This is a genomic window from Sphingomonas sp. Root241, from assembly GCF_001428865.1.
Lineage (GTDB): Bacteria > Pseudomonadota > Alphaproteobacteria > Sphingomonadales > Sphingomonadaceae > Sphingomonas.
The window spans coordinates 672,026-686,063 of the sequence record NZ_LMIV01000002.1 but is presented as its reverse complement, the minus strand read 5'-3'; the positions used below and the strand labels follow the sequence as shown (position 1 = coordinate 686,063).

Sequence of the window (14,038 nt, the reverse complement as noted above, 5' to 3'; positions counted from 1 at the left end):
GTATCGCGATTTGCGAAAAGGGAAAGCGCCCGTCATCGTTCGGTCATGTTGCTCCCTGCCATGCTCTTCGCGGCACTCCCGCAGACCGCTCCCGAACCCGTCGCCAGCGAACCCGTTGCCCGCGTCCGCATCGCCTTCACCGGCAGGCGCGAGACCGCGGTGACGGCTTCGGGCTTTGCCGATCTCGCGGCAAAGCGGCCGGTCACTCCGGACGATCCCGTCCGCGTCGCCTCCGTCTCGAAGCTGGTGGTGGCGATCGGCGTGCTGCGGCTGGTCGAGCAGGGCAGACTCGACCTCGACGCGGACGTCTCGAAGACGCTCGGCTGGAAACTGCGCAATCCCGCTTTCCCCAATACGCCGATAACGCTCCGCCTGCTGCTCTCGCACCGCTCAAGCCTGACCGACAATGTCGACTATGTCCTCCCGCTCGACGCGGACATGGCCGGCGTGCTCGCCGATCCCAAGGCCTGGGACGCCGATCACGCGCCCGGCACCTTCTTCCGCTATACCAACTTCAATTTCCCGGTAATCGCCGCGGTGATGGAGCGCGCCACCGGCGAACGCTTCGACCGGCTGATGGACCGGCTGGTGCTCGCACCGCTCAAGCTCGACGCATGCTATAACTGGGCAAGCTGCTCGCCAGCGATGGCGGCTCGCGCGGTGGCGATCTATCGGTCGAGACAGCCCACCAAGGACGATCACAAGGGCGCCCCACCGGCCTGCGCAGTAACGCCCGCGACCGACGGCAGCTGCGATCTCGGCAAATGGCGCGCCGGGGCCAATGGCGCGATCTTCTCGCCGCAAGGCGGCCTGCGCATCTCCGCGCGCGGGCTGGCGAAGATCGGCCGCCTCCTGCTCGGCAACGGCAAGGTCGGCGGTGTCCGCCTGCTTACGCCCAAATCGGTCGCCCTGCTCGAAACGCCCTTATGGACCTTCGACGGCAGCAACGGCGACACCAGCAACGGCTTTTATTGCAGCTACGGACTCGCAGTGACCTTCCTCCCCACCTCCCGCCCCGGCTGCAGCGACAACCTGTTCGGCGATGCCCGCCCGCGCCTGGGCCATGGCGGCGAGGCTTATGGCCTGCGCTCGGGCCTCTGGCTCGATCGCGCCGCGGGCACCGGCTTGGTCTTTTTCGCCACCGACGTGCCCGATACGACCGGCACGCGCTCGGCCTTCACGCCGGTCGAGGAAGCGCTCGCCGCTCCACCCCGCTGATTGGTATACAAATTATTAACCGTACACCCCGCACATCACCGCAATCCCGCCGCAAAGCTCGGTAGGATAGCAAGGACGAAGTGAATCGCTTTGACCGGGGGGTCGGGGTACGTGAACACGCTTTTCCTGTCGTTCGTCGCGCTGCTCGAAACAGTCGCACCTGTCGCCGTGCCATCGCCGGTCGTCGCGCCGCCGGTCACGGTGATGATCCCGCGCCCGCGCGTGGCGATCATCGACAGCGGCGTCGCGAAGACGTCCGAGCTCGCCGGGCTCGTCTCCGCCGAATACGACATGGCCTCGGACCCTGGGCGACCCGAATTCAAGCCGCGCTACGATCACGGCACGATGGTCGCGACGATCCTCGCACGCGCCGCGCACGGCCAGGTCGACATCATCTCGCTGCGCATCGACGATCCCGCCGGCTGCCCCGCGGGCGCCAATCCGCCGTGCCAACCGTCCGCCGCACCGGTAGCTCGGGCGATCCGCCGCGCCACCGATCTCGGCGTCGACGCGATCAACATCTCACTCGCTCTCGACAAGGATCCGTCGATCACCGCGGCGATCGCCGACGCCGCCGCCAAGGGTATCCGCGTCGTGCTCGCCGCCGGCAACAACGGCTATGATCATCCCGGCAATCTCGGCCCGGCGCGCGCCGCCTATCCCAACGCGGTGCTGGTCGGCGCGATCGATGCGCAAGGCCAGCCATGGAGCGGCACCAACCGTCCCGACGCTACGCCCGAAGGCTATAATTATGCCTGGCAACTCGGCGTGAAGGTCCCCACCGCCGCGATCGACGGCCGAGCCGTTACCGGCACGGGCACTTCGTTCGCGGCGCCGCTGGAGACGGCACGGTTCCTCGCCAGCCGGCAGCACGCGGCAAAATAGCTCGCGAAGGGTGCGATCCGCGCGTCGGCGATAAAATTTGCAGTGCGATATTGATTGCCGACGAGCTCGTTCGTCGCTCCGATGAGACGCCAAAAGCCGCTGGCTCAAAGGTAATGCGGCCCGCCGCGCTCGCGCAGTTCCTCGTAATGGACCAGCGCCGGCTCGGGACCGAATGGCACCGGCTCTCCGCCGCGAAACGCCCATTCGCCCCGGTCGCAATCCTCGGCACGGACATAGCCGTTGATGTAGAGCCGCCGCTGGTGATCCGAACGGTTGGTGCCTGATCCGTGCACCAGATAGGGGTTCCACAAAGCGAGATCGCCCGGGGCCAGCACCAGATCGATTGCGTCCTCCGGCGAGAGTCCCGCGGCCACCAGCACATCGTCGGCCATCGCGTTGCCGAGCACTTCGGTCGAGGTATCCAAATCGAGATCGCCCGCCATGTGCGTGCGGGGCAAGAACCGCATGCAGCCCGATTCGGGCGTGTGCGGATCGATCGCAAGGCCCGTCTGGACATAGGAAGTGCCGAGATTGCGGTAGCATTCATCGGGCTTGCGGAAGCGCGAATCCTGATGCCAGGCGAAATCGCCCATCCCACCGGGCGCCTTCCAGTGGAGCTGGTTGATGATCTGCTTGACGTCGCCCCCGATCAGCGGGGCGAGCATCGCCGCCATGCGCGGGTCGCGCCGGACGCGATCGAGCACCGGCTGATGATAGGAGGGCCATTGCACCATCCGCACCACGGGTTCGCCATCCTCGCCCGGCGTGACGTTGTAGAAGAGGTTGCCGTGGCGAAATTTGCGCCCGTGCGCGACGCCCTCGGCGTAGATCTGGTCGATCGCGGCACCGATCCCGATGACTTCCTGCGGGCTGAAGAAGCCGCGCAGCACCGCATAGCCGTCGCGCCGGAACTTCGTCACATAGTCGCCTTCCTCGGCGCCACTACGCAGCCCAGGCTGTTCGAAACCCACCTTTTCCTCCACCTCCGGACGCAGCAACTCTGGCCCCTCCGGCCCAGCGGCGGCAATAAGCGTGCACGCACTCGCCAATGCCCTGCGGCTATGGCGTGCGCCTGCCGCGCCGCAGCAACACACGGCCCATTCCTTCGTGCCGCTCTGGCATCTCGCGCCCGCTGTCGCGCTCGAGCTTGTCGCGGATCGCAATCAATTCCTTCTCGCCGAGATGCTCGATCCCGATGAACTCGTTGCGGCCGGTGTCGAGCGCGCGGATCAGTTCGTCGAGCTTGGCCTGGATCGCCGCGGCATCGCGATTCTGCGCGTTCTGGATCAGGAACACCATCAGGAAGGTGACGATCGTCGTACCGGTGTTGATCACCAGCTGCCACGTGTCCGACCAGGCGAACAGCGGCCCGCTGATCCCCCAGCCGACGACGATCAGGAAGGCGACCGCGAACGATATCGGCCTGCCCGCCCAGGCCGCGACCGACTGCGCAAATCGCTCGAACACCCCGCTCATTGTCGATCCCTCTCGATTTTGATGCATGTTAGCGAGGGAAAATGCGGTGGTCATCAGTCAGACGAGCAGGCACCGGCGAGTACCGCTGAGACGAAGGGCGCTGAGAAAAGGGTCGCCGAGGCGAAAAGGCGTCCGAAACGCAAAAGGGGACCGGCATTGCTGCCAGTCCCCATGTCACCGGACTTCAGCCTCTCATCCCGAAGGACGCGTGGCCTGGTTTCGGCGGCATGCTCCACTCGCGCCGGCAAGGGCATGCGAGCTTCGCGTCGGTCACCGGGGCCGGCTGATCGCCACGCTTCCGAAGAAACAGGCTTCGTTTCCGGCCTTCGGTGGCCCGCTCCATGACTTCGCCCGAAGGCGGAACCATGAAGCCTTGCTGGATACGATTTCCCGAACAATCCATCGGCTTCGACTTCTCGCTTGCGCGGTGGCCAATGCCCTGGGCTTCGTTCTTCGGGCCGATCCCTCCGTCGATCTGCCGCTTGCGCGGGCCTATCGGCTTCGGTCTCGTCCGTCAGCTGATCCTTCGCTTCGGCGGGCGCTTGCGCGCTTGCTTCGGCATCCGGTCCAGCCTGCTTCGGCGTCTCTCGAAATCGCCGCGACGCTTGCGCATCGCCTTGTTCCCGCAACCACCGTCGCTCTCGTCTCCCCGTCCCGTTCAAGGTGGTTTCCCGAAGGCACCTGCACTCGTCCGGTCCGCGTAAGTCGTTGGTTCCGCTTTGGTTTCCCTCTGCCGAACCGCCTTTCTTACAAGACTGATGCTGTCATCGATCCCGAGTCGTTCAAAGCACCAAATGATGCCCGGAGCCTGTGGATAACGTGAATAACGGGGACAGAAGGCTCAATCCGCACCCGGCGCCCATCCCGGTGCGGCAAGCTCGAAGCCGGCAAAATCAAAGCCGGGGACGACCACGCAGCTCACCAGCGCCCAGCCGGATCGTGCCTCGGTCGATTGCCAGCGATTCGCCGGCACCAGCGATTGGGGCGCATAGCCTTGCATCACGTCGCCGCCAAGCCGGATCGTGTCGATCGCGCCGTCTTCCTGCTCGACCAGCAACTCAAGCGGCGACCCCGCATGCCATAACCAGAGTTCGGCGGCGTCGACGCGGTGCCAGTGCGATCGCTGGCCGTGCTCGAGCAGGAAATGGATCGCCGTCGCGCCCGATCGCCCATCTTCGCCCGCGGCGCGCCACGTCTCGCGATACCAGCCGCCTTCCGGATGCGGTGAAAGACCGAGCGTATCGATGATCGTTCGTGGCGCGTTCATGTTGAAAATCCCAACGTCAGATGAGCGGGACGTAGTTTCAGGTTCATGAAACCGCGCGCCGCCGCGGAACGTTTCGCTAGCGGTTCCTGTAACTAGAATCGATAATATGGGAGTGAATCATGCATAAGTTCATTGTTGCGCTCAGCGCGGTCGCGGTGGCGATCCCCGCCACGGTGGCTCTGCCGGCCCCCAAGGCCGAAGCCAAGGTTTACGATTATAAGGCCGGTTACAGCGCGGATACCCAGCGCCGTCGCTATGCCTATCGCGAATGGCGTGGCCGTGACGGTCGCCGCTATTGTCGCAAGCCCAACGGCACCACGGGCCTCGTCGTCGGCGGCGTCGCCGGTGCGCTGGTCGGCCGTTCGATCGATAGCCGCGGTGATCGCTCCACCGGCACCATCCTCGGCGCCGCTGCCGGCGCGCTTGCCGGCCGCGAAATCGAGCGGAGCAGCAGCAACCGTCGCTGCCGCTAACGCCTGAAGAATCGCACGCGGAGCATTAACCTTGGCGCTGTATAGGCGCCCATATGCTCCGCGTGCTCGTTCTCTCCACTCTCTTCCCCGACGCGTCGCGTCCGAATTTCGGCATCTTCGTCGAGCGCCAGACGCTCGCACTCGCCGAGCACCCCGATGTCGAGCTGCGCGTCGTCGCCCCGCTCGGCCTCCCCCCCGCCCCGCTGCACCGGCTGCCCCGCTACCGCGATCTCGCCGCGCTTCCGGCGCGCGAAGACTGGAAGGGCCTCGCCGTCCGCCGTCCCCCGTTCCGCAACATTCCCGGCACCGGCGGTCGCTTCCATGCCCGCGCACTGGCCGACGCCGTGACTCCTTTGCTCCGCGAAATCCGCCGCGATTTCGCCTTCGACGTGATCGACGCGGAATTCTTCTTCCCCGACGGCGTCGCCGCAGTCGAACTCGGCCGCCGCTTCGGCGTGCCCGTCTCGATCAAGGCGCGCGGCTCGGATATCCATGGCTGGGGCCGCAATCCCGTGATCGGCCCCCAGATCCGCGCCGCCGCGCACGCCGCCGACGGTCTGCTCTCGGTCTCGGAGGCGATGCGCGACGACATGACCGCGCTCGGGCTCCCGGGCGATCGCACCGAATGCATCGTCACCGGCGTCGATTTCGGGCGCTTCGCGCTCGGCAGCCGCGCCGAAGCCAAGGCCGCGCTGGGCGTCACCGGGCCGCTCGTCCTCTCGGTCGGCGCATTGATCCCGCTCAAGGGCCACCAGATCCTGATCGATGCCGTCGCGACCTTGCCGGGCGTCCAGCTCTGGATCGCGGGTGAAGGCCCCCACAAGGCCTCGCTCGTCGCGCAGATCGCGCGCCTCGGGCTCGGCGATCGCGTGCGGCTGCTCGGTTCGGTTCCGCATGCCGAGCTTCCGACCTTCCTCACCGCCGCCGACGCGATGGCGCTCGCTTCCGAACGTGAGGGCCTCGCCAATGCCTGGCTCGAGGCGCTGGCGAGCGGCACGCCGATAGTGATTCCCGATGTCGGCGGCGCGCGCCAGGTCGTGCGCAGCGACATCGGCGGCCGAATCGTCGCGCGCACGCCCGAAGCCTTTGCAACAGCGCTGGCCGCACTGATCGCCACTCCGCCCGATCCGGCGGAAGTCCGCGCAACGGTCGAGTCCTTCACCTGGGCCGCCAACAGCGCCCGGCTCCACGCCTTTCTCCAGCGCGTCGTCGCGAAGCACCGGTCCACCGCCGTCGCCGCCTGATCCGTGGCGCAGGCGGAACGACTCGGTTCGCGCGCCGTTGACCCGGACGGGTTGGGGCTGGAGAAACAAGATGGCTGACCGCGACCGCAATCCCGAGATCTCGATCATCGGCCGAGATGCCGACGCCGCAACCGGCGAGCGCGCGGCCGATCAGCGCAGCAAGACTCCGACCGAGCGCGCCGGCGGCGATGCCAGCGGCACGAACGAGCCCGACGAATGCGAGGGTTTCGACATCGTTTTCGAGCGCGAGGAGCCTGGCGCCACCACCCACTGACTCGGCCGCGGACACGCGATCGCGTTCCTGCGTTGACTCACCCGGCGGTGATCCGTGACACTGTCGTCACGAAACGCGGAGGACAGTGATGGCGGACAAGAAGAAAAAGGACGACAAGGGCGCGGCCGGCAAGGGTTCGTTCCTCCCCAAGAGCATCGCGGGAGTGAAGCTCCCCAAAGCGGTGCGCGGCAAGCTCTCCGAGCTCGCCAGGCATCCGATCGTCGCCGATATCCTAGCCGCCGGGTTGGTGGCGATCGCTGCCAAGCTCAAGAACGAGCCCGCAGTGCAGAAGGGCGCTTCGAAAGCCGCCGACACTGCGAAGGACGCGGCTGCCGAAGTGGCGCAAGCCGCGTCCGATGTCGCGACTGCGGTCGCCAAGCCCGCTGCAAAACGCACGCGCAAGGCAGCCGCGGCGAAGCCCAAGACCGCAGCTGCCGCCGCCAAGCCGACCACTGCCGAGAGCGCGGCCAAGCCGGTCACTCGCCGCGCGCGCAAGCCCGCCGCGCCGAACGCGACCCCGGCTCCGCGTGCCGGCAAGACAGCCGCGCCCGCTCCTGCGCCGGCGGCGACGCCCAAGCCGCCCGCGCGCCGCAAGGCCCCGGAGAGCAGTGCCGCCAAGCCGCGCGCGGCGCGCCGTCCGGCACCCAGGAAGCCCACGCCCCCCAAGGCGAGCGAATAATCGGCGGCCGGGGGCGGCAGGGACAGGTTCGAAGGGGGAAATATGCGCAGGACCAGCAAGGAGCCGGAGCTGCAGGGCCCCGGCCATGCGCTCGAACGGTTGATCTTCTTCTCCGACGCAGTGTTCGCCATCGCGATCACGCTGCTGATCATCGAGGTCCGCGTGCCCGAAGTGCACGGGAGCCGCAGCGATCATGATTTCCTCATCGCGTTGGCGCAGCTCAGCCCGCATTTCGTCAGCTTTCTGATCTCGTTCTTCGTGATCGGTTCGTTCTGGGCGGGGCATCACCGCGCCTTTGATTGCGCCCGCCACTGGGATCCGCGGATCGTCTTCCCCAATCTCGTGATGCTCTGCACGATCGCAGCGATGCCGTTCTTCACGGCGTTGTCGTCCGAATATTATGGCCATCGCGTGCCGGTGGCGTTTTACTGCGGCTGGATGATGCTGGCGGCGCTCGCCAATATCCGGCTCCAGCGCATCATTACCTCACCCCCCGTGGTCGGCGAGCATGTTCCCCCAGAACAGTGCCTCATGCTGCGGCAACGCGGCTATTCGGTCCTGCTCGGCGCCGCCACCAGCCTGATCGTCAGCCTGTTCGTGCCGTGGCTCGGCCAGCCCGCGCTGGCGACGATCTTCCTCTGGCGCCTGCTGCTGCAGCGCTGGAAGCCGCATCTCTGAAACCGGCACGGCGCTCCGGCCGTTTTCCGCTCGACAGCAGGAGACGAATCATGCGCGACACCTCCGCCGGCGGCACCAGCCCGCACAACCTCTCGACCGAACATCAGAAGTCCGGCGACGCCAAGCGCCCAAAGGATACGCTCGACAGCGAGAATGACTCGGCGCGCTGGGCGAAGGATTTCGATCCTGCCGAAGATGCCGGCAAAGCCGAACCGAGCGGCAATCCCGCCGACTAGGTTCTATCTGGCTGTCGGTAGCGCGATCAGATCGCCCCTCGACCGACGATGGTTGACGACCCTAGCTCCCCGCGTCCACGCAGCGGCTTGTGTCGAACACACTCTCTCTGAAGGATGCGCGGCGAATCGCGCTCGCGGCGCAGGGGTTCGGCATGCGTCGCCCCGAACGCCCGACCGTTGGTTCCCTGCGCAAGACCGCCGACCGTCTCGGGCTCTTCCAGATAGACAGCGTCAACGTATTGATTCGGGCGCATTATCTCCCCGCTTTCTCGCGGCTGGGAAGCTATGACCGTACGCTGCTGGAACGGGACGCGTGGGGCCCTCTGCGCCAGCGGCGCCTCTTCGAATATTGGGCGCACGAAGCCTCATTGCTGCCGCTCGATCTACACCCCCTCCTGCGCTGGCGCATGGCCCGCGCCGAGCGCGGCGAGATCGGCTATCAGGCCCTGAAGCGCTTTGCGGCGGAGCGCCGGCCCGAAGCAGCGGCGATACTCGAGCGGATCACCGCCGAGGGCCCGCTGACCGCCGCCGATTTCGAGAACGGGTCGAGCAAGAGCGGTTGGTGGGAATGGAGCCACACCAAGCACGCGCTCGAATGGCTGTTCTGGTCGGGCAGGATCACCACCGCCACGCGCCGCGGCAGCTTCGCCCGAGTCTATGACCTGCCCGAGCGCGTGCTGCCGAATGCCATTCTCGATCTGCCCACCCCCGATGCCGCAAGCGCGCAGTGCGCATTGATCGAACGCAGCGCGCGGGCGCTCGGCGTTGCGACCGCGGCGGACCTTCGCGACTATTACCGGCTGAAGCCCGAAGAGGCGGATCATGCGATCGCCGTCCAGGCGGAGGCCGGCATTCTGGTCCCCGTCCGGGTCGAAGGCTGGAGCCAGAAAGCCTGGATGCACCGCGACGCCCATTTGCCCCGCCGCGTGCGCGGCGCCGCTTTGCTCGCCCCGTTCGATCCCCTGGTCTGGGAGCGCGGCCGCACCGAACGCCTGTTCGGATTCCGCTACCGCATCGAGATCTACGTGCCACAGGACAAGCGGATCCACGGCTATTATGTGCTTCCCTTCCTGCTGGACGAGGCGCTGGTCGCGCGCGTCGACCTCAAGGCAGACCGCCAGGCCCGCATCCTCCTCGCGCACCGCATCACTCTCGAACCCGACGCGCCCGCCGAAACCCTGGAGCGCCTCGGGATAGAGCTCGACCGGATGGCGGCATGGCTCGACCTCGATGCCGTCCGGGTGGGGGAGGTCATTCAGGTAGGATAATTGCTGAAACCGGAGAGCGATTCGCGGGCGGCGACCGAAATGCCGCCTGCTAGGCTCCTGATTTGAACTGGTCGGGGCGACAGGATTCGAACCTGCGACCCCCACACCCCCAGTGTGATGCGCTACCAGGCTGCGCTACGCCCCGACCAAGGGTGCGCCCTCTATTCCGGTCCGCCGCAGGATGCAAGCGACACCGACAATAGTTGCGTGTCCCTGTAACGCATGATAGCGCGCGCCGCTTGAACGGGGCCGTTCCGCGCCCCGCAAATCCAGGCAACCGGAAACCCATGTTCGCCACCCCAGCATATGCACAGGCCGCAGGCGCCGCACAAAGCGGAAGTACCGCAGGCGCGATCGTTTCGCTGCTGCCGCTCGTCCTCATCTTCGTGGTCTTCTACTTCTTGATGATCCGTCCCCAGCAAAAGCGCATGAAGGCGCTGCAGGACGCAGTCGGCGGCGTGAAGAAGGGCGACACCGTCGTCACTGCCGGCGGCCTGATCGGCAAGGTCACCAAGGTCGATGAGACCGAAGTCGAGCTCGAGCTCGGCACCAACGTCAAGGTCCGCGCGATCAAGGCGACTCTCGCTGAAGTCCGCCCGCTCGGCGGCGGCAAGCCCGCGAACGACTGATGCTCGACTTTCCCCGCTGGAAGGTTCTGACGATCACCCTCGGCCTTGCGCTGCTGGTGGCGATCTCGATCCCGAGCTTCATCCCCAAGAGCGTCCGCGAGACCTGGCCTTCCTGGATCCCGAAGCCCGCGATCAATCTCGGCCTCGACCTCGCCGGCGGCTCCTATCTGCTGCTCGAGGGCAAGACCGACGACGTCGCACAGGCGCGGCTCGAGCAGAAGCAGGAGCAGGTGCGCAGCGAGATGCGGCGCGATCCGCGCGTCGAGATCGGCGACATCTCGGTCCAGGGCGGCAAATTGAGCTTCATGGTCCGCGACCCGGCCAAGGTCGACGCGGCGCGCGAGCGGCTGCTGGCGATCACCGGCAGCGGCGTCGGCACCACCGGCCAGCGCGAATGGGACATCGCAGTCGTCGATTCGACCCGCTTCGTGCTCACGCCCACCAATGCAGGACTGAACCAGGCCGTCGAAGAGGCGATGAACGACGCGCGCGAAGTGGTCGAGCGGCGCATCAACGCGCTCGGCACCGTCGAGCCAACCGTGGTCCGCGAAGGCGGCAACCGCATCGTCGTCCAGGTCCCCGGCCTCAACGATCCGACCGCGCTCAAGAATCTGCTCGGCAAGACCGCCAAGCTCGAATTCCGCCTCGTCGACACCACTGCCAATCCGGCGGACATCGCCAAGGGCATCGCGCCGGCGGGATCGGTGCTGATGCCCTATGCCGAAGGCGGCGGGGCGATCGCGGTCCAGCGGCAGGTGATGATCACCGGCGACATGCTGGTGAACGCATCGCAAAGCTATGACCCGACCACCGGTGCGCCAGGCGTGACGCTCCAGCTCGACGGCGCCGGCTCGCGGCGCTTCGCCAAGGTGACGCAGGAGAATTCGGGCAAACCCTTCGCGATCATCGTCGACGGAACGGTGATCTCGGCCCCGCGCATCAACGAACCGATCCTCGGCGGCAGTGCCGTGATCAACGGCGGCTTCACCGTCGAGAGCGCCAACCAGCTCGCGATCGCATTGCGGTCGGGCAAGCTCAAAGTGCCGCTCACCGTCGTCCAGGAATCGACCGTCAGCCCCGAGCTCGGCGCCGATTCGATCAAGGCGGGCATCACGGCGTCGGTCATCGCGGTGGTCGCGGTCATCGCCTTCATGATCCTGACCTATGGCCGCTTCGGCATCTATGCGACGATGGCCGTGGTCATCAACGTGCTGGTCATCCTTGCGGTGATGGGCATGCTCAACGCCACGCTGACGCTGCCCGGCATCGCCGGCTTCGTGCTCACCATCGGCACCGCGGTCGACGCCAACGTGCTAATCAACGAACGCATCCGCGAGGAACATCGCCGCGGCCGCAGCATCATCCAGTCGGTCGAGCTCGGCTACAAGGAAGCCAGCCGGACGATCTTCGAGGCAAACGTGACGCACGCGATCGCGGGCTTCATCATGCTGATCCTCGGCTCGGGCCCGGTGCGCGGCTTCGCGGTGGTGCTGCTGATCGGTATCGCCACCTCGGTGTTCACTGCAGTGGTGTTCACCCGCATGCTCGTCACGATCTGGTTGCGCCGTAACCGGCCAACCGAAATCCACATTTAAGGGACGCCCGAACCATGCGGCTCCTCAAGATCGTACCGGATAACACCAATATCGGGTTCGTCCGCATTCGCCACATCGCCTTCGCGATCACGGCCTTGCTCACCATCGCCGCAATCGCGCTGGTCGCGACCCGCGGCCTCAACATGGGCGTCGACTTCGTCGGCGGCGTGTCGATTGAGGAGAAGTTCGTCACCGCTCCGCCGCTCGATGAAGTCCGCTCGACGGTCAACCGGCTGGGCCTCGGCGAAGCTTCGCTCCAGCAATTGGGCGGCGCCAATACGGTGACGATCCGCCTGCCCGTTCCCGAATCGACTGATCCCGCGGCGACCGATCAGATGGTCGAGAAGGTGAAGACCGCGCTCGCCGCCAAATTCCCTGGCGCGACCTTCAGCAACTATTCCACCGTGTCGGGCAAGGTATCGGGCGAGCTGGTCCAGAACGGCGTGCTGGCGGTGGTGCTCGCGATCATCGGCATCGCGATCTTCTCGTGGTTCCGCTACGAATGGCAGTTCGGTGTGTCGACCGCGGTGGCGATCATCCACGACGTGCTGATGACCTTGGGCTTCTTCGCGCTGACCCAGATGGTCTTCGATCTCAACATCGTCGCGGCGGTGCTCACGATCATCGGCTATTCGATCAACGACAAGATGGTGATCGACGATCGTATCCGCGAGAATATGCGCAAGTTCCGCAAAATGGAGATGCGCGACCTGATCGACCTCTCGGTCAACGAGACGCTGCCGCGCACGGTGATGACTTCGGTCACGATCATGCTCGCGCTCGCCGCGTTGCTGATCTTCGGTGGGCATGTGCTGCGCGGCTTCACTGCGGCGATGATGCTCGGCATCGTCGTCGGCACCTATTCGTCGATCTACGTGTCGTCGTCGCTGCTGATCACGCTGGGCCTCAAGCCGGGCTTCCGCGAGGACCGCAAAAGCAGCGCCCCGGATGGCGAGCGGGTCGCGCCGCGCGACCTTCGCTGAGATGAAGATGGAACGCCGCAGCGCCGAGGGGCCGGTCATCTCCGGCTTTTCGGGGCGCGGCTTCAAGGTCGACGAGGGCATCTACGAAGGGCTGCTGATCACTCCGCAGCGCGCCGACGGCTGGTCGCCCCCGCCGATCGCCGAACTCGGCGAGGCCGATCTCGCGCCGGTCCTGTCGCTCGATCCGCAGCCCGAATTCCTGCTGCTCGGCACCGGCGCCACGCTCGTTCGTCCGCCGTCCGCACTCATCAAGGCGCTCGGTGCCCGCGGCATCGGCGTGGAGGCGATGGACAGCCGCGCCGCCGCCCGCGCCTGGGGCGTGCTCCGCGCCGAGCTGCGCTGGGTTGCCGGCGCGCTCTACCCGCTCGGCTGAAGGACCGCGAATGCAGCAACTGGACGGCCCCAGCCTTTCGCCGTTGTCCGGCGGCGCGCCGAAACAGCTCGTCGTGCTGCTCCACGGCTACGGCTCGAATGGCGCCGACCTGATCTCGCTCGCGCCGATGTGGCAGCGGCTGCTCCCCGACGCATTGTTCGTCGCCCCCAACGCGCCCGAGCGCTGCCCCGGCGCACCCGGCGGCTATCAATGGTGGGCGCTGCACGATCTCGGCCGCGCCGCGCTCGCCGCCGGCGCCCGCCAAGCCGCGCCGGTGCTCGACGCCTGGCTCGACGGGCTGCTCGCCGGGCACGGGCTGGATGAGAGCAGGATGGCGCTGGTCGGCTTCAGCCAGGGCACGATGATGGCACTCCATGCCGGCATTCGCCGCGAGCGCGCGCTTGCCGGCATTCTCGGCTATTCGGGAATGATCGCCGGATCCTCGCTCGACGAGGTGCGCAGCGAGCCGCCCGTGCTGCTGATCCACGGCGACGCCGACACGGTCGTGCCGGTCGGCGCCTATCACCATGCTTATGCCGAGCTGGAGCGGAACGGCTTCGACGTTGAAGGCCATATCGCGCGCGGTCTCGGTCACGGGATCGATCCGGAAGGCGTGCAGCTGGGTGGAGCGTTTCTACAGAAGGTGCTGGGCTAACCCCTCTCGTCACCCCGGCCGAAGTGCCGGGGTCCACCGTGAGGCAGATGAGCCGCTAGCCCCGCTTGCTGTTCGATCGAGGCTTGGTGGACCCCGGCACAAGGC

The 14,038-nt window shown here is 66.6% G+C and carries 17 protein-coding genes and 1 tRNA gene; 14 read left to right on the top strand and 4 right to left on the bottom strand.

The features are described 5' to 3' along the window. Positions 1–45: 45 nt before the first annotated feature. Positions 46–1,218: a serine hydrolase domain-containing protein gene (locus ASE13_RS13845; RefSeq protein WP_235536982.1), complete on the top strand. Its 1,173-nt coding sequence runs from the start codon at positions 46–48 to the stop codon at positions 1,216–1,218. Positions 1,219–1,329: 111 nt separating this feature from the next. Continuing rightward, positions 1,330–2,103: a S8 family peptidase gene (locus tag ASE13_RS13840; RefSeq protein WP_056616867.1), complete on the top strand. Its 774-nt coding sequence runs from the start codon at positions 1,330–1,332 to the stop codon at positions 2,101–2,103. 104 nt (positions 2,104–2,207) lie between these two features. Here the strand turns inward: ASE13_RS13840 and ASE13_RS13835 are convergent, their stop codons facing one another. From ASE13_RS13835 to ASE13_RS13825, 3 genes are all read right to left on the bottom strand, one after another. Continuing rightward, on the bottom strand, positions 2,208–3,074 hold the full coding sequence (locus ASE13_RS13835; protein WP_162254696.1) for a phytanoyl-CoA dioxygenase family protein: 867 nt from the start codon (positions 3,072–3,074) through the stop codon (positions 2,208–2,210). An 88-nt stretch (positions 3,075–3,162) separates the two neighbouring features. Further along, positions 3,163–3,579, bottom strand: coding sequence for a low affinity iron permease family protein (locus tag ASE13_RS13830; RefSeq protein ID WP_056616861.1), 417 nt, complete (start codon positions 3,577–3,579; stop codon positions 3,163–3,165). An 841-nt stretch (positions 3,580–4,420) separates the two neighbouring features. Next, the gene (locus ASE13_RS13825) at positions 4,421–4,846 is read right to left on the bottom strand and encodes a cupin domain-containing protein (protein WP_056616858.1); all 426 of its coding nucleotides are present in this window, start codon (positions 4,844–4,846) and stop codon (positions 4,421–4,423) included. Between the two features lie 119 nt (positions 4,847–4,965). Between ASE13_RS13825 and ASE13_RS13820 the strand changes: the two genes are divergently transcribed. The 7 genes from ASE13_RS13820 (at position 4,966) to ASE13_RS13790 (ending at position 9,698) form a co-directional block, all read left to right on the top strand. Then, entirely contained in the window at positions 4,966–5,319 is a 354-nt protein-coding gene (locus ASE13_RS13820) for a glycine zipper 2TM domain-containing protein (RefSeq protein ID WP_056616855.1), read from the top strand. A 53-nt stretch (positions 5,320–5,372) separates the two neighbouring features. Next, a complete protein-coding gene (locus ASE13_RS13815) occupies positions 5,373–6,563 on the top strand; it encodes a glycosyltransferase (RefSeq protein WP_056616853.1) in 1,191 nt (396 codons plus the stop codon). 70 nt (positions 6,564–6,633) lie between these two features. Continuing rightward, complete coding sequence (locus tag ASE13_RS13810; protein WP_056616851.1) at positions 6,634–6,837, top strand: hypothetical protein; 204 nt, start codon at positions 6,634–6,636, stop codon at positions 6,835–6,837. An 88-nt stretch (positions 6,838–6,925) separates the two neighbouring features. Next, the gene (locus ASE13_RS13805; RefSeq protein WP_056616848.1) at positions 6,926–7,516 is read left to right on the top strand and encodes a hypothetical protein; all 591 of its coding nucleotides are present in this window, start codon (positions 6,926–6,928) and stop codon (positions 7,514–7,516) included. A 42-nt stretch (positions 7,517–7,558) separates the two neighbouring features. Beyond that, on the top strand, positions 7,559–8,194 hold the full coding sequence (locus ASE13_RS13800; RefSeq protein ID WP_056616846.1) for a TMEM175 family protein: 636 nt from the start codon (positions 7,559–7,561) through the stop codon (positions 8,192–8,194). Positions 8,195–8,244: 50 nt separating this feature from the next. After that, on the top strand, positions 8,245–8,430 hold the full coding sequence (locus tag ASE13_RS13795; protein ID WP_056616842.1) for a hypothetical protein: 186 nt from the start codon (positions 8,245–8,247) through the stop codon (positions 8,428–8,430). 89 nt (positions 8,431–8,519) lie between these two features. Next, positions 8,520–9,698, top strand: a complete 1,179-nt coding sequence (locus ASE13_RS13790) for a winged helix-turn-helix domain-containing protein (protein WP_056616839.1) — start codon at positions 8,520–8,522, stop codon at positions 9,696–9,698. 68 nt (positions 9,699–9,766) lie between these two features. Here the strand turns inward: ASE13_RS13790 and ASE13_RS13785 are convergent. Then, positions 9,767–9,843: transfer RNA gene (locus ASE13_RS13785), tRNA-Pro, on the bottom strand. 142 nt (positions 9,844–9,985) lie between these two features. On the opposite strand from ASE13_RS13785, the gene yajC reads away from it, so the two are divergent. From yajC to ASE13_RS13760, 5 genes are read left to right on the top strand one after another with little or no spacing between them, the layout of a single operon-like run. Beyond that, positions 9,986–10,327, top strand: coding sequence for a preprotein translocase subunit YajC (gene yajC, locus ASE13_RS13780; protein WP_056616836.1), 342 nt, complete (start codon positions 9,986–9,988; stop codon positions 10,325–10,327). Continuing rightward, complete coding sequence (gene secD, locus ASE13_RS13775) at positions 10,327–11,922, top strand: protein translocase subunit SecD (RefSeq protein ID WP_056616833.1); 1,596 nt, start codon at positions 10,327–10,329, stop codon at positions 11,920–11,922. Before yajC ends, secD begins: the two co-directional genes overlap by 1 nt. Positions 11,923–11,936: 14 nt before the next feature. Beyond that, a complete protein-coding gene (secF, locus tag ASE13_RS13770) occupies positions 11,937–12,905 on the top strand; it encodes a protein translocase subunit SecF (RefSeq protein ID WP_056616830.1) in 969 nt (322 codons plus the stop codon). Position 12,906: 1 nt separating this feature from the next. Next, positions 12,907–13,278, top strand: coding sequence for an Mth938-like domain-containing protein (locus tag ASE13_RS13765; RefSeq protein ID WP_056617877.1), 372 nt, complete (start codon positions 12,907–12,909; stop codon positions 13,276–13,278). A gap of 10 nt (positions 13,279–13,288) precedes the next feature. Further along, positions 13,289–13,933 (top strand): alpha/beta hydrolase, encoded by a 645-nt coding sequence (locus tag ASE13_RS13760; protein WP_056616828.1) that lies wholly within the window; start codon positions 13,289–13,291, stop codon positions 13,931–13,933. The last annotated feature ends 105 nt before the right edge of the window (positions 13,934–14,038 follow it).